Annotated in this window: 18 protein-coding genes and 1 tRNA gene; 11 read left to right on the forward strand and 8 right to left on the reverse strand. The window is 68.4% G+C overall.

Annotated elements, in window-relative coordinates; all coding sequences use genetic code 11:
* Nucleotides 1-6: 6 nt before the first annotated feature.
* Together IFT54_RS06545 and ald are read right to left on the reverse strand one after the other, a co-directional pair.
* Complete coding sequence (locus IFT54_RS06545) at nucleotides 7-225, reverse strand: DUF3072 domain-containing protein (protein ID WP_056405507.1); 219 nt, start codon at nucleotides 223-225, stop codon at nucleotides 7-9.
* Nucleotides 226-277: 52 nt separating this feature from the next.
* Nucleotides 278-1384 carry an alanine dehydrogenase gene (gene ald, locus IFT54_RS06550; RefSeq protein WP_037532307.1) on the reverse strand — a complete coding sequence of 369 codons (1107 nt, stop codon included), beginning with the start codon at nucleotides 1382-1384 and terminating at the stop codon, nucleotides 278-280.
* Between the two features lie 127 nt (nucleotides 1385-1511).
* Between ald and IFT54_RS06555 the strand changes: the two genes are divergently transcribed.
* The 4 genes from IFT54_RS06555 to IFT54_RS06570 all read left to right on the forward strand — a co-directional run bounded on the left by IFT54_RS06555 (nucleotide 1512) and on the right by IFT54_RS06570 (nucleotide 4908).
* Nucleotides 1512-1952 carry an Lrp/AsnC family transcriptional regulator gene (locus IFT54_RS06555; protein ID WP_183935296.1) on the forward strand — a complete coding sequence of 147 codons (441 nt, stop codon included), beginning with the start codon at nucleotides 1512-1514 and terminating at the stop codon, nucleotides 1950-1952.
* A 311-nt stretch (nucleotides 1953-2263) separates the two neighbouring features.
* Nucleotides 2264-4111 carry a potassium transporter Kup gene (locus IFT54_RS06560; RefSeq protein ID WP_107932838.1) on the forward strand — a complete coding sequence of 616 codons (1848 nt, stop codon included), beginning with the start codon at nucleotides 2264-2266 and terminating at the stop codon, nucleotides 4109-4111.
* 136 nt (nucleotides 4112-4247) lie between these two features.
* Entirely contained in the window at nucleotides 4248-4766 is a 519-nt protein-coding gene (locus IFT54_RS06565) for a 2'-5' RNA ligase family protein (RefSeq protein ID WP_192070151.1), read from the forward strand.
* 65 nt (nucleotides 4767-4831) lie between these two features.
* Nucleotides 4832-4908 (forward strand) — tRNA-Met (locus tag IFT54_RS06570).
* On the opposite strand, the gene fdhD is transcribed toward IFT54_RS06570, so the two are convergent.
* Genes fdhD through IFT54_RS06585 form a run of 3 tightly spaced genes read right to left on the reverse strand, consistent with a single transcriptional unit; the run spans nucleotide 4887 to nucleotide 8496 of the window.
* Entirely contained in the window at nucleotides 4887-5699 is an 813-nt protein-coding gene (gene fdhD / locus IFT54_RS06575) for a formate dehydrogenase accessory sulfurtransferase FdhD (protein WP_192070007.1), read from the reverse strand. The genes IFT54_RS06570 and fdhD overlap by 22 nt on opposite strands.
* Nucleotides 5696-6301, reverse strand: a complete 606-nt coding sequence (mobA, locus tag IFT54_RS06580) for a molybdenum cofactor guanylyltransferase (RefSeq protein WP_342354776.1) — start codon at nucleotides 6299-6301, stop codon at nucleotides 5696-5698. The genes fdhD and mobA overlap by 4 nt, the downstream gene beginning before the upstream one ends.
* A complete protein-coding gene (locus tag IFT54_RS06585; RefSeq protein ID WP_192070008.1) occupies nucleotides 6208-8496 on the reverse strand; it encodes an FdhF/YdeP family oxidoreductase in 2289 nt (762 codons plus the stop codon). The genes mobA and IFT54_RS06585 overlap by 94 nt, the downstream gene beginning before the upstream one ends.
* A 125-nt stretch (nucleotides 8497-8621) precedes the next feature.
* On the opposite strand from IFT54_RS06585, the gene trxB reads away from it, so the two are divergent.
* On the forward strand, nucleotides 8622-9590 hold the full coding sequence (gene trxB / locus IFT54_RS06590) for a thioredoxin-disulfide reductase (protein ID WP_031395129.1): 969 nt from the start codon (nucleotides 8622-8624) through the stop codon (nucleotides 9588-9590).
* Between the two features lie 272 nt (nucleotides 9591-9862).
* On the opposite strand, the gene IFT54_RS06595 is transcribed toward trxB, so the two are convergent.
* The 3 genes from IFT54_RS06595 to IFT54_RS06605 are packed head-to-tail and all read right to left on the reverse strand — an operon-like array spanning nucleotide 9863 to nucleotide 11618.
* Nucleotides 9863-10678 carry a hydrolase 1, exosortase A system-associated gene (locus tag IFT54_RS06595; RefSeq protein WP_192070009.1) on the reverse strand — a complete coding sequence of 272 codons (816 nt, stop codon included), beginning with the start codon at nucleotides 10676-10678 and terminating at the stop codon, nucleotides 9863-9865.
* Nucleotides 10666-11328 (reverse strand): hypothetical protein, encoded by a 663-nt coding sequence (locus IFT54_RS06600; protein WP_244648633.1) that lies wholly within the window; start codon nucleotides 11326-11328, stop codon nucleotides 10666-10668. Before IFT54_RS06600 ends, IFT54_RS06595 begins: the two co-directional genes overlap by 13 nt.
* Before the next feature lie 11 nt (nucleotides 11329-11339).
* Nucleotides 11340-11618, reverse strand: a complete 279-nt coding sequence (locus IFT54_RS06605; RefSeq protein WP_167396747.1) for an acyl carrier protein — start codon at nucleotides 11616-11618, stop codon at nucleotides 11340-11342.
* A gap of 77 nt (nucleotides 11619-11695) precedes the next feature.
* Here IFT54_RS06605 and IFT54_RS06610 point away from each other — a divergent pair, with 77 nt between their 5' ends.
* The 6 genes from IFT54_RS06610 (at nucleotide 11696) to IFT54_RS06635 (ending at nucleotide 19462) form a co-directional block, all read left to right on the forward strand.
* A complete protein-coding gene (locus IFT54_RS06610) occupies nucleotides 11696-13222 on the forward strand; it encodes an acyl-CoA ligase (AMP-forming), exosortase A system-associated (RefSeq protein WP_192070010.1) in 1527 nt (508 codons plus the stop codon).
* On the forward strand, nucleotides 13222-14463 hold the full coding sequence (locus tag IFT54_RS06615) for a pyridoxal-dependent decarboxylase, exosortase A system-associated (protein WP_192070154.1): 1242 nt from the start codon (nucleotides 13222-13224) through the stop codon (nucleotides 14461-14463). The genes IFT54_RS06610 and IFT54_RS06615 overlap by 1 nt, the downstream gene beginning before the upstream one ends.
* Before the next feature lie 128 nt (nucleotides 14464-14591).
* On the forward strand, nucleotides 14592-15236 hold the full coding sequence (locus IFT54_RS06620; RefSeq protein ID WP_192070011.1) for an XrtA/PEP-CTERM system exopolysaccharide export protein: 645 nt from the start codon (nucleotides 14592-14594) through the stop codon (nucleotides 15234-15236).
* An 11-nt stretch (nucleotides 15237-15247) separates the two neighbouring features.
* Nucleotides 15248-16771, forward strand: coding sequence for an XrtA system polysaccharide chain length determinant (locus tag IFT54_RS06625; RefSeq protein ID WP_192070012.1), 1524 nt, complete (start codon nucleotides 15248-15250; stop codon nucleotides 16769-16771).
* A 10-nt stretch (nucleotides 16772-16781) separates the two neighbouring features.
* Entirely contained in the window at nucleotides 16782-17813 is a 1032-nt protein-coding gene (locus IFT54_RS06630) for an AAA family ATPase (RefSeq protein WP_192070013.1), read from the forward strand.
* Nucleotides 17810-19462, forward strand: a complete 1653-nt coding sequence (locus IFT54_RS06635) for a hypothetical protein (protein WP_192070014.1) — start codon at nucleotides 17810-17812, stop codon at nucleotides 19460-19462. The genes IFT54_RS06630 and IFT54_RS06635 overlap by 4 nt, the downstream gene beginning before the upstream one ends.
* The last annotated feature ends 8 nt before the right edge of the window (nucleotides 19463-19470 follow it).

Genomic DNA, 19470 nt, shown 5'->3' on the forward strand with positions numbered 1-19470 from the left:
AAGGGCTTACTGGCCGCGGCCGGTCTTGCCCTGGAGTTCGTCGATCTTCAGCGAGGCATCGGCCTTCGTCAGCGATTCGTCGAATTCCTCATGCGCCTCTTCGGACAGCGTCTTCAGATAGCTGGCCTGTGCACCGGTCATCTTCTCGTCGCCGGTCGTCCAGTCGTGCGGATCCTTCTCGGCGTTCGAAAAGGGCTCGGACTTGGGGTTCGGGGTGTCGGACATGCGTGAAATTCCTTCCGCCTGTCCAACCCCCGTGTTCCGCATCCGTTCCCGCTTAATTCGACCAAGCTTCGTAAGGTAAACCCAGATCATCCGCGACCGCCTTGTACGCGATCTTACCCTTGTAGACGTTGAGCCCGTTGGCGAGGTGCGGGTCGGCCTTCATCGCGGCCTCCGCACCCAGATTGGCGAGCTTCAGCGCGAACGGCAGCGTCGCGTTGTTGAGCGCGAAGGCCGAGGTGCGCGCGACCGCGCCGGGCATGTTGGCGACGCAGTAATGGATCACGCCGTCGACCTCGAACACCGGATCCTCGTGCGTGGTCGCATGGCTCGTCTCGAAGCAGCCGCCCTGGTCGATCGCGATGTCGACCAGCACCGAGCCGCGCTTCATCGTTTTCAGCATCTCGCGCGTGACGAGCTTGGGCGCCGCCGCGCCGGGGACGAGCACCGCGCCGATGACGAGATGAGCGTTCTTCACCGCCGCCGCGATCGCGGCCTTCGACGCATAGGCGGTCTTGATCTGGCTCGAGAAGAACATGTCGAGCTCGGCCAGACGATCGTTCGAAATGTCGTAGATCGTGACGTCGGCGCGCATGCCGACCGCCATCTGCGCGGCGTTGACGCCCGAGACGCCGCCGCCGAGGATCGCGACCTTGGCCGGTGCGACGCCGGGGACGCCGCCGAGCAGGACGCCACGTCCGCCCTGCTCCTTCTCGAGATAATGCGCGCCGACCTGCACCGACATGCGGCCCGCGACCTCGGACATCGGCTTCAGCAGCGGCAGGCCGCGGCGATGATCGGTGACGGTCTCGTACGCGATGCAGGTCGCGCCCGACTTCATCAGGCCTTCGGCCTGCGGCTTGTCCGCGGCGAGGTGGAGATAGGTGAAGAGCAGGTGGCGCGGTTCGAGCATCGCGATCTCGACCGGCTGCGGCTCCTTGACCTTCACAATCATGTCGGCGGCGGCGAACACCGCGGCGGCGGTCGGCAGGATCGTCGCGCCCGCGTCGACATAATCCTGGTCCTCGAAGTCGATGCCCGACCCGGCCTGAGTCTCGACGACGACCTCATGGCCCGCGGCGACCAGCTCGGCGACCGACGGCGGGGTCAGACCGACACGATATTCGTGATTCTTGATTTCCTTGGGAACACCGACGCGCATCATTTCCACTCCATTATCTTTGACCGCAGTGTAGCGCGCATCGACCGGGAAGGGTTCGCAAAGCCGTCCCGCTGCCCTATCAAATCTGGGAGAATATTGCACTCAGAGACGACGAAGCAGGAAAATTGTGAGCATCGCGATCGAGCGCAGGATCCTGGACCTGCTGGCGGCCAATTCGGACCTGACGAGCGCCGAGCTGGGCGAGGCGGTGGGCCTGTCGCCGAGCGCGGCGCATCGCCGTGTCGCGCAGCTGCGTGAGAGCGGCGCGATCACCGGCTACCGCGCGGTCCTGTCGCGCGCGGCCCGCGGCGATCCGAGCATCGTCCTCGTCAACGTCACGCTCCGTGACCAGCGCAAGGAGACGATGGCGGCGTTCGAGGCGGAGATCGTGAGCTGTCCGCAGGTCGTGCAATGTTTCCTGATGAGCGGCGAGGCGGATTACATGCTCCACGTCGAGCTCCGGCGCGGCGAGACGTTCGAGAGGATCCACCGCGAGACACTGTCGCAACTGCCCGGCGTCACGCGACTGGCCTCGCATTTCGTGATTCGCGAAGTCGTCACGCGCTGACGTTTTCCTGCGCACGCAGGACTCCGGGGCCAAGCACGGCAATGCCCGTTACCGATGGCGTCCTACCGCAAACAGGCGAAGCGGCGTGATCAGCGCCGGTTAATCCACGTTGCCGGCGGTCCCGTTGCCGCTCTCCAACCCCCATGCTAAATGCGCCAGCTTGGGGCACAGGGTGAAATCGGAATTTCGATGATGATTGCTGCACTTCCGGGTCGATTCACCGTCCAGTGAGCGTCGATCCCACAGCCGCGGCCTCGACCGTGCCCCCCGCCGGTCTCGATCCGGATACCGGCCACCATCATGCGGACGGCATGCTGAAACTCGCCTTTGGCGCGATCGGCATCGTCTTCGGCGATATCGGCACGAGCCCGCTCTACGCATTCCGCGAGACCTTTGCGGGGCACCACAAGCTCGCGCTCGATTCGGCGCACATCATGGGCGTCATCAGCCTGATGTTCTGGTCGATGATGATCGTCGTGACGGTAAAATACGTCATCATCATCATGCGCGCGGACAACAAGGGCGAGGGCGGCAGTCTCGCGCTGCTCGCGCTCGTCTCGGGCAAGACCAAGACGCGGCGCTGGAGCAAGGGGATCATCCTGCTCGGCGTCTTCGCGACCGCGCTGTTCTACGGCGACAGCATGATCACCCCCGCGGTGTCGGTCCTGTCCGCGGTCGAGGGGCTCGCGGTCGCCGCGCCGAGCTTCGCCGGGCTCGTCCTGCCGATCGTGATCGCGATCCTGATCGCCTTGTTCTGGGTCCAGAAGAGCGGCACCGCGCGAATCGGCATGGTGTTCGGGCCGATCATGCTGGTGTATTTCAGCGTCATCGCGGTGCTCGGCATCCTCAGCATCATCCAGACGCCGGGCGTGCTCTGGGCCTTTTCCCCGCATTATGCGGTCGAGTTCTTCCTGATCGACCCGACCCGCGCCTTCCTCGCGCTCGGCTCGGTGGTGCTCGCGGTAACCGGCGCGGAGGCGCTCTATGCGGACATGGGGCATTTCGGCCGCCGGCCGATCGGCATCTCCTGGCTGTTCTTCGTGCTGCCCGCGCTGATCCTGAATTACATGGGGCAGGGCGCGCTGCTGTTCCGCGACGGGCAGGCGGCGCTCGTCAGCCCGTTCTACAACCTCGCCCCCGAAAGCCTCCAGCTCCCGCTCGTCCTCCTCGCGACGATGGCCGCGGTGATCGCGTCGCAGGCGGTGATCTCGGGCGCGTTCTCGGTCACGCAACAGGCGATCCAGCTCGGCTTCATCCCGCGGTTGCGGATCGAGCATACCAGTGCCGCGACCGCGGGCCAGATCTACATCCCGCTGGTCAACGGCGCGCTGATGGTGATGGTGATCCTGCTGGTGCTGTTCTTCCGCACCTCGTCGAACCTGACCAGCGCTTACGGCATCGCGGTGACGGGAGCGATGCTGATCGACACCTGCCTGCTCGGCGTCGTGCTGTTCCGGCTGTGGAACTGGCCGAAGATCGCCGCGATCCCACTGCTCGCGATCTTCTTCCTGGTCGACGGCGCCTATCTGGCCGCGAACCTGACCAAGGTGCCCGATGGCGGCTGGTTCCCGCTGCTGATCGGCCTCATCATCTTCACCTTCCTGACGACCTGGTCGAAGGGGCGCCAGCTGATGATCGACCGGATGCGCGAGGCGGCGATGCCGATCAAGGTGTTCATCGGCTCGGCGGCGAACTCCGCGTCGCGCGTGCCGGGGACCGCGGTGTTCATGACGTCGACCTCCGACGGCGTGCCGCACGCGCTGCTCCACAACCTCAAGCACAACAAGGTGCTGCACGAGCGCGTCATCCTGCTGACCGTCAAGATCGTCGGCCAGCCCTATTGGCCCGCGCACGACCGTGCGGTGCGCGACGAACTCGGCGACGGCTTCCACCGTCTGATCCTGCGCTACGGCTTCATGGAGGATGCCGACGTTCCCGCCGCGCTGCGCCAGGTGCACAGCTGCGGCGCGGACTTCAAGATGATGGACACCAGCTTCTTCCTGTCGCGGCAGACCCTGCTCGCCTCAGACAAGCCGGGGATGATGCTCTGGCGCGAAAAGCTGTTCGCGTGGATGCTGCGCAACGCCGAAAGCGCGATGGAATTCTTCCGCCTGCCGACCAACCGCGTCGTCGAGCTCGGCAGCCAGATCGAGATTTGATCTCAGTCGGTCGGCACCCCGCACCTCCCCGGCGGAGGCCGGGGCCCAGTTGGGAAACGTCGATGGCGGACGTCACCCGAAGTTACATCAACCTTTCCAACTGGACCCCGGCCTGCGCCGGGGAGGTATCTGCATGATGGCAAGCACGACCGAAGTCGCCCCGATCATCGTCACCGCGCTGTTCGGCCGCCAGGACACCGCGTTCTTCGACGCGATGCGGCGCGAGCATTTCCCGCCCGAGCGCAACCAGCTCGATTCGCACCTGACGCTGTTCCACCACCTGCCGCCCTCGGGCCTCGACGAGCTGAAGCACCGGCTGAACCAGGAGACGCGCGGGCTGCCCGCACCGCGGGCGCGGATCGGCGGGCTGATGTCGCTGGGGCGTGGTGTCGCCTACCGGATCGAATCGCCCGAGCTGGTCGGCATCCGCGCGCGGCTGGCCGATGCGTTCACGGGGATGCTGACGCCGCAGGACGCGGGCGGCTGGCGTCCGCACGTCACGATCCAGAACAAGGTCAACCCGTCGGTCGCCAGGCTGCTGCTCGGCAATCTGCAGCGCGACTTCGCGGCGCGGGACGTCGAAATCGCCGGGCTCGGCGCCTGGTGGTATCGCGGCGGACCCTGGGAAGCGATTTCGCGTCACATGTTTGCTTGACCGCCTCGAATCCGCTTCCTATAGGCCGCGCCTCGCAGGGAAGAATGCTTCCCCGCAGACGGTACGGCGAAGTAGCTCAGTTGGTTAGAGCACGGGAATCATAATCCTGGGGTCGGGGGTTCAAGTCCCTCCTTCGCTACCATTTTCAAACACGCCGAACGGGTCGTTGACGACCAGGATCGCGTCGCTGCGGGCGAGCGCGAGCAACGTCAGGCCGTGTGCGCGCGCGTGATCGATCGCGAGACTGGTCGGCGCGGAAATCCCGACCAGCATCGCCACGCCCGCGACCAGCGCCTTGTCGACCATTTCGAAACTGATCCGCGACGTGACGAGGATGAAGGCGGGGGGCTCGGTCGACCGGATCGCCAGCCCGCCGACGAGCTTGTCGAGCGCATTGTGGCGGCCGACATCCTCATAGGCGGCCAGCACGGCTCCTGACCGGTCACACGCGGCGGCGGCATGGATCGCCCCCGTCGCGGCGTTGAGCGGCTGATGCGCGCGCAGCCCGGCCAGCGCGGCGAAGATCGCGGTGACGGGCACGTCGGGGCGGGGCGGGGTGCCCGCCACCGGCTTGCGCAGCTGTTCGAGCCCGGAGATGCCGCACAGCCCGCAGCTGGTGTCGCTGGTCCGGTGGCGGACGCGATCGTGGATCCGCCCCCTGCACCGCTCCGACAGGCCGACCCGGACGATCCAGCCCGCCTCCGCCTCGAACACGTCGATGTCGCGGACGTCGTCGGCGCTGTCGGCGAGCCGCTCGGTCAGCAGGAACCCGGTGGTGAAGGCGGGCAGGTCGGCGGGCGTCATCATCATCACCGCATAGCCCAGGCCATCGACCTCGATCGCGACGGGCACCTCGATCGCGATCGCGCGCGTGCCAGCCGCGACGGCGTCGGGGCGCAGGATGGTGATCGCTTCGGTACGGGCAGTCGTCACAGCGCGGCCATGTCCTCGGGGGTGTTGATGTTCGGGATGACCCCATGCGCGGGGATCGGCAAGGCGCCGATCGCCTCGGCCCAGCCGCGCACCGACCGGCGCGACGACGATTCGATATGCGCGATCAGCGCAGCGGTGGACGCGGTCTCCCAATGCCCCAGCACGGGCGCGTCGGGGCAAAAGGCGGGCGCGCGGCGGGCGAGCGCCGCCAGCAGCCCGTCGGGCAACGCAGGCACGTCGCAGGCGATCGTGAGGACCGAAGTGTAGCCGAGACACGCCGCATGATGCAGCGCACCCGCTATGCCTCCCAGCGGCCCCAGAGCGGGCCCCGGCAGGTCGCGGATCAGGCCATCCCGGCCCGCGACCACCGCGTCATCGACATGCGGCCCGAGCAGCGCGCACGCGTGATCGGCAAGGCGACGGCCATCGAGCAGCGCCTGCGCCTTGTCCGACCCGAACCGCGACGATCGCCCGCCCGCCAGGACGACGCCGAGGATCCTGGGCGTGCTCAGCGTGTCTTCTCGATCCGCACCGGCACCGACTTGGCGGCAGGCACATGGCTTTCGCGCGCATGGTGCGCGACCGGCATGAGCAGGTTGCACTCGGGGTAATAGGCCCCGACGCACCCTTCCGGGATCGAATATTCGACGACGCGCAGTTTGTTGAAGCGGCGGTCGCCATTGTCGCCCGCATCGCCGACCAGATCGACGTCGTCACCGTCGGTCAGCCCCATGCGCAGCATGTCGCTGCGGTTCATGAACACGATGTCGCGCGTGCCCTTCACGCCGCGGAACCGGTCGTGATAGCCATAGACCGTCGTGTTGAACTGATCGTTCGACCGCAGCGTCATCAGTCGGAACCGCCCCTCGCTCTCCTCGAACCCCGTGACGTTAAGCGAGTGGGGGACGTTGATCTCCGCCTTGCCGCTCTCGGTCAGCCATTCGCGGTGCGCCGCCGGCACGCCCTTCCAGAAGCCGCCGGGGGTGAACATCTTGGCGTTGAAGTCGGAGAACATGTCCGGATAGGTCTCGGCGATCGCATCGCGGATCCGCGCATAGTCGCGCACCCACGCATCCCAGTCGAGCTTTGGATTGGGCGCCAGCGTCGCCTTGGCGATACCCGCGAGGATCGCAGGCTCGGACAGCAACGTCTCCGCGGCGGGCGTCGCCTTGCCCTTCGAGCCATAGATCTGGCTGAACGAATCCTCGACCGAGACGCTCTGTGGCCCGGTGCCCTGCATGTCGGTCTCGATCCGGCCGAGGCAGGGGAGCAGATAGCAGGTCTTGCCGGGCAGCAGGTGCGAACGGTTGAGCTTGGTGGCGATGTGCACCGTCAGGTCGATCCCGCGCCACGCCGGTTCCATCCGCGCATGGTCGGGAATCGCGCGGACGAAATTGCCGCCCAGCCCGATGAACGCCTGCGCCTCGCCCTCGAGCACCGCCTCGCACGACGCGACCGTGTCCCAGCCGAGCTCGCGCGGCGGCTCGAAGCCATATTGCTCGGCGAGCTTGTCGAGCGGGGCAAGCTCGGGCTTTTCGGTGATGCCGACGGTGCGCTGACCCTGGACGTTCGAATGGCCGCGGACCGGGCCCATGCCCGCGCCCGGCTTGCCGATATTCCCGCGCAGCAGCATCAGGTTGACGAGCATGTGGACGTTGTCGATGCCGCCTACATGCTGGGTCAGGCCCATGCCGTAGACCGCGATCACCGCCTTCGACTTCGCATAGACCTTGGCGGCCGATTCGATCTCGACGCGCGACAGCCCGCTCTCATGCTCGATCGTCGCCCAGTCGGTGCCGCGCGCGACGTCCGCGAACGCCTCGAACCCGGTGGTGTGCTCGGCGAGGAAGGCATGGTCGAGGATCCGCAGCGTGTTGAGTTCGCGCGCGCGATCATCCGCCTCGATCAGATATTTGCACATCCCCATCAGCGCGCCGACGTCGCCGCCGGTCTTCACCTGGTGATATTGCGAGGCGATCGGCGTCGACTTGCCGGTCACCATCTCCAGCGGATTCTGCGGATCCTGGAATTTCTCCAGACCGCGCTCCTTCAGCGGATTGAACACGACGATCTCGACACCGCGCTTGGCGCAGTCGCGCAGCGGATGGAGGAAGCGCGGGCTGTTCACGCCCGGATTCTGGCCGAAATAGAAGATCGCGTCACACTTCTCGTAATCCGAGAGGTGGATCGTCCCGACCGCCGAGCCGATCGCTGACTTGAGCCCGACCGAGGTCGTCTCGTGGCACATGTTCGAGCTGTCGGGCAGGTTCTGGCTGCCGTACATCCGCGCCATCAGGCTGTACATGTACGACGTCTCGAGGCTCGCGCGACCCGAGGCGTAGAAGATGACCTTGGTCGGGTCATAGGTCTTGAGCTTCGCACCGATCCCGGCGAACGCCTCGTCCCAGCTGCACGCGGCATATTTGTCGGTCGCGGCATCATATTTCAGCGGATGCGTCAGGCGGCCGGCCTGTTCGAGATCGAAATCCTTCCAGCCGAGCAGCTCGGTGACCGTATGCTCCTGGAAGAACGCCGGCGTCACGCGGTAGGATGTCAGCTCCCACGCGGTCGCCTTCGCGCCATTCTCGCAGAATTCGGCGGTATGCGGATGCGCGGGCTTGCCCCAGGCGCAGCTGACGCACGCAAAGCCCTCGGGTTTGTTCTGCCGCGTGAGTTCGCGCAGCGCCTCTGGGCCGATCTTCTCGCGCGCGGATATCTCCACGAGCGATTTCATCGACCCCCAGCCGCCGGCGGGTGCGGTATAGTCTTCGATCTCGATGGTCCGGTCGTCGCTCATACGTCTCTCCGCTTTTGCCTTTCAACGAAGCGGGGCGGCAAACGATGCACGCCGATTGCGGTGGCGATGGTTCAAATCGCATGCTCCATCGCCTAGATGGGATCCGAAACTCCAAGGATATCACGATGACGACGCACACGACCCGCATGCTCATTCTCGGTTCCGGGCCTGCCGGGCTGTCGGCCGCGATCTATGGCGCGCGCGCCGGGATGGCGCCGATCGTCGTCCAGGGGATCCAGCCCGGCGGCCAGCTGACCACCACCACCGATGTCGAAAATTATCCCGGCTTCAAGGACGTCATCCAGGGCCCGTGGCTGATGGAGCAGATGCAGGCGCAGGCCGAACATGTCGGCACGCGCATGATGTGGGACACGATCGTCAAGGTCGACGTCAGCAGCCGCCCGTTCCGCCTGACCGGCGACAGCGGCGACGTCTATGAGGGCGAGACTTTGGTCATCGCGACCGGCGCGCAGGCGAAGTGGCTGGGCATCGACAGCGAGGAGCCGATGAAGGGCAAGGGCGTCAGCGCCTGCGCGACCTGCGACGGCTTCTTCTACCGCGGCAAGAAGGTCGCGGTGATTGGCGGCGGCAACACCGCGGTCGAGGAGGCGCTGTACCTCACCAACCATTCGCCCGACGTGACGCTGATCCACCGCCGCGATTCGCTGCGTTCGGAGAAGATCCTCCAGGAGCGGCTGTTCGCGCACAAGGGCGTGACCGTGCTGTGGAACAAGGAAGTCCGCGAATTCGTCGACGGCGGCGGCAATGCCGGGCTCGTCGCGCTCGAGCTCGAGGACACGGTCACGGGCGAACGCTCGCGCCTCGCGGTCGATGGCGGCTTCGTCGCAATCGGCCACCACCCCGCGACCGAGCTGTTCCGCGGGCATATCGATCTCGATTCGGACGGCTATATCTCGGTCGAGACCGGCTCCACGCGCACCAGCGTCGAAGGCGTCTTCGCGTGCGGCGACGTCGCGGACAAGGTCTACCGCCAGGCGGTGACCGCGGCAGGCACGGGCTGCATGGCCGCACTCGACGCCGAACGGTTCCTGGCGGCGGCGGAGTTCGCCGAACTGGCCGAAGCCGCGGAGTAAACGAGGGGCGTGCGTCCGATTCACGCCCCTCACACCCCCCGTCATCCTGACGAAAGTCAGGATCCAAAGCCAGGAACGGCATCGCTGGTAACCCTGGATCCTGACTTTCGTCAGGATGACGAGAGTAGAGATGCCGGAGTTCCCCTCACACCTTTCGCCATTATAATGGACGGGGGAGTGCCAGCGTCCCATCCCACCCTCCGTCATCCTGACGAAAGTCAGGATCCAGAGCCAGGAACGGCACCGCCCGTAACCCTGGGTCCTGACGTTCGTCAGGATGACGAGTGGGGGGAACTGGCGGCGTCCGCATCGTCCGTGCGGTCGATCACGGCCCTGAGCGTCGCCTCCAACGCGGCGGCATTGGCGGCACCGGCAAAGCTGTGCGAATCGGTAGCAAGCCGCACGATCCGCGCCGCGCCGCGGTAACGCGCCGCAAACACCTGCGCGGTCGCATCGCCGGTCGCGAGCAGGATGACGACCCGCGCCGCCCAGCCATCGATCGCGCCGCAGACCCGGCTCGCAAGATCGCCCTCGACCTCCCCCGACGCACGCGACAGCCTCGCCACACCCCGGACCAGCTTGCGCAGATCGATCCCGCCGCGGATCAGGCTGAACCACGCCGCCGGATCGCGCAGCCGCGCGGCATAGCGCGCGCGGATCGCGGCGGCGGGGGGGAGGTCGTCGGTCGGCGCGATCACCCAGGGGTTGGCGAGCAGCAGCCGGTCGATCCCCGCCGCCGCGCCGAACAGCGCGAGCGCGCTCGCGGCGTCGCAATTGCCGAACCCCACCAGCCGCGTGACGTGCGGCGCGGCGGCGCGGAACGCGGCGGCGGCGGCGACCAGATCGGCCTGCGCCGACAGAAAGCCGCGATTCTCGCCGCTCGAATCGCCGAGGCCGCGGCGGTCGTAGCGGAACACCGGCGTACCCCCCGCCGCCAGCCGCCGCGCGAGCATCGCCATGCCGCGGTGCGCACCGCTGCGAATCTCGTTGCCGCCCGACACGATCAGCACCCCGGTCGCGCCCGCCGCGTCGTCGAGCGTCGCGACCAGCGTCTCGCCCTCGCAGGGGACCGCGATCAGCCGCCGCATGTGGCGATCCACCCGGCGATGTCCGCGGCCAGCGTGTCGGAAAGCGTTGCATCGCTGTCCGGCTCCGACCGCCGCCACAGCGGCGCCCCGGCATAGCGCGCATCTGCCGGACGCGGATCGCTCTCGAGTCGAACCGTTCGCGATGCGGCGTAACTTACGGCGTCGCGCAGATCGGCGAGCAGCGCCTCGGACAGGCTGTTGCCCGCGTAACGCTCTGCGTCGGGCATCGTCGAAGCGGCGCGGATCCGGTTCAGGTCGCGCAACAGCTCATCGCCCGACTGCGGTGCGAGCCGCCACCGCCCGGCAAGACTGGCGTCGCAATCGACGAGCGCACCGCTCCGAATCGTAACCGCGTAAACCGGCGCGTCGAGCGTCCCGACAAGCGCAGCAAAGGCCTGGCGCAGGTCGGGCAACCGCAGGTCGCGCGTCTCGACCACACTCTCGCCGGTACCGGGCAGGTCGGGCAAGATGCTGCCGATCCCGCGCCCGGCCAGCGCGCGCAGCATCGCGACGAGGAATGCGCGCGTGCGGTTCGCCTCCTCGAACAGCGGCAGCACCGCGACGACCACCGGTCCGGCATCGGGGCCGAAGCGCAGCATCGTCTCGCGCCCGCCGGCCCAGTCATAGCGATCGAAGCGGGGGCCGGTCATCCCGGCCGAGGCTAGACCAGCGCCTTGCGCGCCGCAAACTGGACGAGCGCGCCGAACGTCTCGAGCATCTCGCCGTCGATCTCGTCATCCTCGATCAGGATGCCGAGCCGGTCCTCGAGCTCGGTCAGCACGCTCGCCACCGCCATCGAATCGAGTTCGGGGAGCGCGCCGAACAACGGCGTGTCGTCGGTGAATGCCGCGACTCGCTCGGCGCCGAGGCCAAGGATGTCGGCAAGGACGGCGCGGACCGTCGTTTCAACCTGGGAAGTACCTTCGAAGATCACGAGCATCGCCTGAACCGTTGCGAACCGGGCCCCGCTAGCCTGTGGGGGTGAATTCGGCAACGGCTTGGCGCTATGGAGGAACCATGACCCCGCCCGACCCCGTCCCGTTTCCGATCGATCACCTGACCTCGCGCGGCGCACCCGACGACATCGCGCTGATTGACCGCGCAGGGACGATGACGTTCCGCGACCTCGAAACCGCGGTCGCCGCGCTCGCGGGTTGGCTGGCGGGGCAGGGGTTGGCGAAGGGTGCGCGCGTCGCGAACTGGCTGCCCAAGACGCGGGTCGCCTGCGTGATGCCGCTCGCGGCGGCGCGTGCGGGGCTGGTCCATGTGCCGGTCAACCCGCTGCTGCGGCGCGCGCAGGTGGCGCATATCCTGGCCGACAGTGGTGCTGCGCTGCTGGTGACGCAGGGCGCGCGCGCGGCGACGCTCGAGCCGGGCGACGTGCCCGCGGACTGCGCAATCGTCGACAAGGCAGTGCCCGATCTGCAAGGCGAGGGCGGCCCGGGACCGTCCGATGCGGATCCGGCCACGCTCGCCGCGATCCTCTACACCTCGGGATCGACCGGGCGGCCCAAGGGGGTGATGCTGAGCCATGCCAATCTGTCGCTCGGTGCGGTGTCGGTCGCGCATTATCTGAAGCTCACGCGCGACGACCGGGTGCTGGGCGTGCTCCCGCTGTCGTTCGATTATGGCCAGAACCAGCTCTTCTCGACCTGGGCGGCGGGCGCGGCGGTCGCGCCGATCGACTATATGGTCGCGCGCGACGTCGTGAAGGCGGTCGAACGGGTCGGCGCGACGACGCTCGCGGGTGTCCCGCCGCTCTGGGTGCAGTTGCTCGAGGCGGACTGGCCGGCGGAGACCGCGGCGCGGCTGCGGCGGCTGACCAATTCGGGCGGCGCGCTGACCCCGCGGCTCGTCACAGGGCTGCGCGCGCGGTTCGCCGGCGCGGATATCTACGCGATGTACGGGCTGACCGAGGCGTTCCGCTCGACCTATCTCGACCCGTCGCTGATCGACGCGCATCCCGACGCGATGGGGCGTGCGATACCGTTCGCGCAGGTGTCGGTGATCCGGTCCGACGGCACCAGCGCCGCGCCGGGCGAACCGGGCGAGCTGGTCCATGCGGGCCCGCTGGTCGCGCAGGGCTATTGGCGCGATGCCGAGCGGACCGCGCAGCGCTTCCGCCCCGCGCCCGACGGCAACGGCATGGCGGTCTGGTCGGGCGATACGGTGGTCGAGGGCGCGGACGGGCTGCTCCGCTTCGTCGGCCGCGACGACGAGATGATCAAGAGCGCGGGCAACCGGATCAGCCCGCTCGAGGTCGAGGAGGCGGTACTCGCCGGCAACGAAGCCCGCGAGGCGGTCGCGGTCGGCGTGGCCGATCGGCGGCTGGGGCAGGCGATCGTCGTGATGCTCGCGGGCGACGCGGCGGACGAGCCCGCGCTCAGGACCCGGTTGCGCACCGCGCTGCCGAGCTTCATGCAGCCCGCCGGCTATCTGTGGCGCGACGCGCTGCCGCGCAACGCCAATGCCAAGCTCGACAGGTCCGCGATCGCGGCCGAGGTCCGGGCATGGTCGTCGGCACAGGGACAGGAACAGGCATGATGAAGCCGATGGGGGCGTTGCCGCCCGAATATGCGCACCAGTCGGGCGCGCTGACGATCGGCGGGCGGTCCGCGGAGGCCTGGGTCGCCCACGCCGGCGACACGCCGCTGTTCGTCTATGACAGCGCCATCGTCGCGGCGCGGATCGCGCGGTTCCGCACGGCGATGCCCGCGATCGACCTCCATTATGCGATCAAGGCGAACCCGCATTCGGACTTGCTCGCGGCGGTCGCACCGCTGGTCGACGGGCTCGACGTCGCGTCCGCAGGCGAGCTCGGCATGGCGCTGGCGGTCAAGCCGGCACACGCAATCAGCTTCGCCGGTCCCGGCAAGCGCGACGACGAACTCGCCGCGTCGATCCGCGCTGGCGCGACGTTGAACGTCGAATCGGAGGGCGAGGCCACGCGCGGCTTCGCGATCGGCGCGCGGCTCGGCATCGCGCCGCGGATGGCGGTGCGCGTGAACCCCGATATCGAACTGCGCGGATCGGGGATGCGGATGGGCGGCCGCGCCTCGCCCTTCGGCGTCGATGCGGAGCGTGCGGCGGCGCTGGTGCGCGCCATCGTCGCGGCAGGCGCGGACTGGCGCGGGTTCCACATCTATGCGGGCAGCCAGGCGCTCGACGCGGGCGCGATCATCGAGACGCAGGCGGCCACGCTCGACCTCGCCGCGCGGCTCGCCGACGCGGCGGGCGTCGCGCCGCCGCTGGTCAATCTTGGCGGCGGGTTCGGCGTCCCCTATTTCGCCAACGACGTCGCGCTCGACGTCGAACGGGTCGGCGCGGCGCTGCACGCGGCACTCGAGACCCGCGCGGCGGTGCTGCGCGACACCCGGTTCGCGATCGAGCTCGGGCGGTGGCTGGTCGCCGAGGCCGGCGTGTACCTGACCCGCGTGATCGACGTGAAGCAGAGCCAGGGCGAAGTCTTCGTGGTGGTCGATGGCGGGCTCAACCATCAGCTCGCGGCGAGCGGCAATTTCGGCACCGTCGTCCGGCGCAACTATCCGATCGCAGTCGCCGCGCTGATGGGGGAGGCGGCGGCGGCCGACGCGGTGTCGGTCGTGGGGCCGCTGTGCACCCCGCTCGACCGGCTCGGCGACCGCGTCGCGCTGCCGCCGGTCGTGCCCGGCGACCTGATCGCGATCTTCATGGCGGGCGCATACGGCGCCAGCGCGAGCCCGGCGGCATTTCTCGGGCATCCACCCGCGCTCGAGATCGTTACTTCAGTCCAACCCCAGCCATGAGCGCGGCGGCGGGCGGGGTTGCGGGGCGCTCCTAAACGCTATCTTCACCTGTTTCCCTGCATAGCCCGTGCGAGTTTAACCGGCCATCGGACACCCGTTGCCGGGATGGCGCCAGGAGATCAGTGCCCATGCGTTCCGGACCCGTTTCCCGTTCCCTGTTCACGCTGGGGCTCGCCGCGTCGTCGCTGGGCGCCTGCAGCAGCACCGGCGGTCCGCCCGAACTGCCGCCCGCGGCCTATGTCGCGAACAAGGAACTGCCGGGCGAGGAATATGTGATCGGCCCGCTCGATCAGCTGAACATCTTCGTCTGGCGCAATCCCGAACTGTCGTCGAAGGTCCAGGTCCGCCCCGACGGCCGGATCACGACGCCGCTGGTCAACGACATGTCCGCGGTGGGGAAGACGCCCGCACAGCTCGCCGACGACATGAAGAAGGCGCTCGGCGAATATGTCAAAAACCCGATCGTCTCGGTCATCGTCGAAAATTTCAGCGGAACCTACAGCCAGCAGGTCCGCATCGTCGGCGCGACTGAAAAGCCCGCCTCGATCCCCTATCGTGCCAATATGACGCTGCTCGACGCGATGATCGCGGTCGGCGGGCTCAGCCAGTATGCGGCGGGCAACAAGGCGCGGCTGGTGCGCTACGACCGGGCGAGCGGCAAGCAGAGCGAGTTCTCGCTGCAAATCTCGAACCTGTTGAAAAAGGGCGATTCGTCCGCCAATGTCAGGCTTGAGCCCGGTGACGTCATCATCATCCCCGAATCGATGTTCTGAGGCGTGGCGGTATGAACGGCATCTATGACGAGGCGCGGGTCGCGCTGCACGCGATCTGGACGCGGCGGTGGCTCGCGCTCGCGATCGCGTGGGGCGTGTGCGTCCTCGGCTGGCTGTTCGTGTCGCAGATCCCGAGCCGCTATGAATCGCGCGCGCGCGTCTTCGTCCAGATGCAGAACCTGCTGCCCGCGAGCATGGACCAGCCCTCCGGCTCGAGCCGCACCGACATCGACACGATCCGCCAGACGCTGACCTCCGCGGTCAATCTGGAGAAGGTCGTGCGCGGCACTGACCTTGCCAACACGGTCGCCAGCGACCGCGACGTCGCCGACCGCGTCGCCAGCCTCGCCCAGTCGATCAAGGTCACGTCGGCGCAGGACAATCTGTTCGAGATCGCGACGACCGCGGCGAGTCCGAAGCTGGCGCGGACGATCACGCAGAAGCTGATCGACATCTTCGTCGAGGGCAATCTGGCAGGCGACCGGACGAGCACCAGCCAGAGCCTCAGCTTTCTCGACAAGCAACTGGCGCAGCGGCAGAAGCAGCTCCAGGACGCGGAGGCCAAGCGCGCCGACTTCCAGAACCGCTATCTCGGCGCGCTGCCCGGCACCGGGTCGGTCGCCGACCGGATCGGTGCCGCGCGGTCGCAGATGGCGCAGGTCGATGGTGACCTCGCCGCGGCGCAATCGGGGCTGGCGGCGGTGCAGGGGCAGATGGCCGGCGTCGCGCGGACGGTCGCGGGCAGCGGCGGCGTCGCCGGTGCAGCCGGACCCGCACGCGCCCGGCTGGCGGCGATCCAGGGGCAGCTCGCCGACGCCCGCGCGCGCGGCTATACCGAAAGCCATCCCGACGTGGTCGCATTGCGCGCGCAGCTCGCGCAGGCGACCGCGGCGGCGCGCGGCGAACCGCTGTCGGGCGGCAGCGGCGCGGGCTCGTCGCCTAACCCGCTCTATGTCTCGCTGCAGGCGATGATGGCGGACAAGCAGGCGGCGGTCGCGTCGCTCAGGATCCGCCGCGCGCAGCTGCAGGGCGATCTCGACCAGCTCAACGCGAAGCTCTCCGAGGATCCGACCGTCGCCGCCGAACAGGGCGCGATCGACCGCGATTATCAGGTGCTGAAGGACCAGTATGACCAGCTGTTGACCCAGCGCGAACAGATCGCGCTCCGCGGCCAGGCGCAGTCGCAGACCGATCGCGTCAAGTTCAGCGTGATCGACCCGCCGACCACGCCGCAAAAGCCGAGCGCACCGAACCGGATGCTGCTGCTGACGGGCGTGCTGATCGCCGGGCTCGGTGCCGGGATCGGCGGCGCGTTCCTGCTCGGCCAGCTCCGCGGCACGTTCGCGACGAGCGCCCGGCTCGAACGCGTCGCGGGGATGCCGGTGATCGGGTCGATCGGCGAAGTCGTGACGCGCACCCAGTCCGAGCTGCGCGCCAAGCAGTTCCGGATGTTCCTCGGCGGCACGGCAGCACTCGGCGCCGCCTATGTGCTGCTGCTGGGCGTCGAGATCCTGCAGCGTGGCCTGGCGGCCTGAGGACGTGACCATGCGTAGCAAGATCCCCGAATCGCACGAAGCCAGCGGCGAGCCGCCACGCGCGCCGTCGCTGCTCGAACGCGCCGCCACGGTCTATGACTTCAACCAGCACGTGCGCGCCCGGCCGCCGGTGCCGCCGGTCGAACCGGCACGCGCGCCTGAGCCTGCCGCCGAGCCCGTTGCCGCGTTCGAAGCCGACGCGCCGGACTCCGACGATGCGACCTTCCTCGCGATCCCGGTCGAGCTTCGCGCACCGATCGGACAGGAATTGCCCGACGAATTTCATCTGCCGCTCGTCGCCAGCGACACGGCGATGATCGATCGCGGGATGCTGGCGGCGAACGGCATGATGGTGCCCGGCGCGCCGGTCGGTCCGCTGGCGGAGGAGTTCCGCCTCATCAAGCGGCAACTGCTGATCACCCGCGCGCGGATCGAGGCCAGCGCGGTGCCCGACAAGGCGCGCACGATTCTCGTCTGCTCGGCACGCCCGAATGACGGCAAGACCTTCTGCGCGATCAACCTCGCACTCTCGATCGCCGCGGAACGCGATACCGAGGTGCTGCTGGTCGATGCCGATGTCGCCAAGCCCGACGTGCTGCGGCAGCTCGGGCTCGACGATGGCCCCGGCCTGCTCGATGCGTTGGCGGACACGAGCATCGACGTCGAGACGCTGGTGATCCGCACCGACGTGCCGCATCTCTCGATCCTGCCCGCGGGCGACCGGACCACGATGGACACCGAACTGCTCGCCAGCGCGCGGACCCGTGCGGTGCTCGCGCGGCTGCTCGCGGCAGATCCGCGACGCATCGTGATCTTCGATTCGCCGCCCGCGCTCGCCGCGTCGCCCGCGGGCGTGCTCGCGATGCTGGTCGGGCAGGTCATGCTCGTCGTCCGCGCCGACCATACGCCCGAGAGCGAGGTCCGCGCCGCGGTCAACCGGCTCGACAGCTGCGAGCATATCCAGCTGGTGCTCAACGCGGTGTCGTTCGTCCCCGGCGGCGCGCGGTTCGGCAGCTATTACGAGCAAGGCGGCGCGCGGTGAGTGACGTCCGCCTGATCCTCGGCGGCGCAGCGGCGCTGTTCGTCGCAGGGCCCGCGCTCGCCCAGTCGGACTCCGCGTCCGGTAGCGGGCAGGGCGCACGGCGCGTCGTCGTCCGGCCCTATATCGAGGCGACGCAGATCCTCACCGCGGATCTCGGCGGCGGCGACGTGCTCACCTACACCTCGCTCGCCGCCGGCGTCGATGCCGCGGTGTCGACCGCGCGGATCAACGGGCAGGTCAGCTATCGCTACGAACGCCGCTTCGCCTATGACGACGATATCGGCGACACCGACATCCATTCGGGCCTCGCGCGGGTCGAGGCGCAACTGACGCGCAACATCTCGCTGGAAGCGGGCGGGATCGCCACGCGGTCGCGCTCGGACATTCGCGGCGCGGCGCCCGGCGTGCTGGTCGGCAACGTGTCGAACATCGCGCAGGTCTATGCCGTCTATGGCGGCCCGAATTTCGCCGCGCAGGCGGGCGACGTCGCGCTCAACGCCAACTACCGGCTGGGCTATACCAAGGTCGAGACCCCGACCTTCGGCACCGCCGCGACCGGCGGGCAGCGGCTCGATTATTACGACGATTCGATCGGCCATACCGCGACCGCCAGCGCCGGCTTCCGGCCGGGCACGCTGCTGCCGGTCGGGCTGACCGCGAGCGCGGGGTTCGACCGCGAGACCGCGGGCCAGCTGAGCCAGCGCTACCAGGGCTATTTCGGCCGCGGCGACGCGGTGCTGCCGGTGTCGCCCTATGTCGCGCTGACCGCGGGCCTCGGCTATGAACGGATCGAGACGAGCCAGAAGGATGCGCTGGTCGATGCCGCGGGCGTCCCCGTGCTCGACCGCGACGGCCGGTTCCGGACCGCGCCGGGATCGCCGCGCCGGATCGCCTATCGCACCGACGGGCTCTATTACGACGCGGGCGTGATCTGGCGGCCGAACCGGCGGACCTCGGTCGAGGCGCGGATCGGCGAACGCTATGGCTCGCTCAGCTTTACCGGCACCGCGACCTACCAGGCGTCGAAGGACGTCGGCGTCGCGGTCAACGTCTATGACGGCGTGCAGACCTTCGGCCGCCAGCTGCGCACCGGCCTCGCCAACCTGCCGACCAGCTTCCTAGCGCCCAACCAGGGCTTTGCGCAGCAGTTCAACGGCTGCGTCTTCGGCGCGACCGGCGCGGCGCCGGGCGGGTGCCTCGACGACGTGTTCCAGTCGATCTCCACCTCGAGCTACCGTGCGCGCGGGATCGACGCGGTGCTCGTCGCGACGCGCGGGCGGACGACGTTTGGCGGCGGGATCGGCTATGCCAATCGCCGGCTGTTCGCGCCGCGCGGCGCGCCCGGCCTCGTCGTCACCGGCCTTGAGGACGAGAGCTATTACGGCCAGCTCTATTTCGCGCGGTCGCTGTCTTCGGTATCGGGGATCAACGCGACCGCGTTCGTGAACTATTTCGACAGCCAGCTCGGCGGCGGTTTCGTTACCGCGGGCGATGGCGGGGTCTGGTCCTATGGCGCGACCGGCACCTATTACCGTAATTTCGGACGGCTCGGCACGACCGCGTCGCTCGGGTTATACAGCTTCAAGGTCGGCGACTTCGACAGCGACTGGTCCGCACAGGCGCTGCTCGGTGCACGGTATCAGTTCTAGGATATTTG

The organism is Sphingomonas sp. CFBP 13714 (assembly GCF_014842205.1).
Classification (GTDB): Bacteria; Pseudomonadota; Alphaproteobacteria; order Sphingomonadales; family Sphingomonadaceae; genus Sphingomonas; species Sphingomonas aerolata.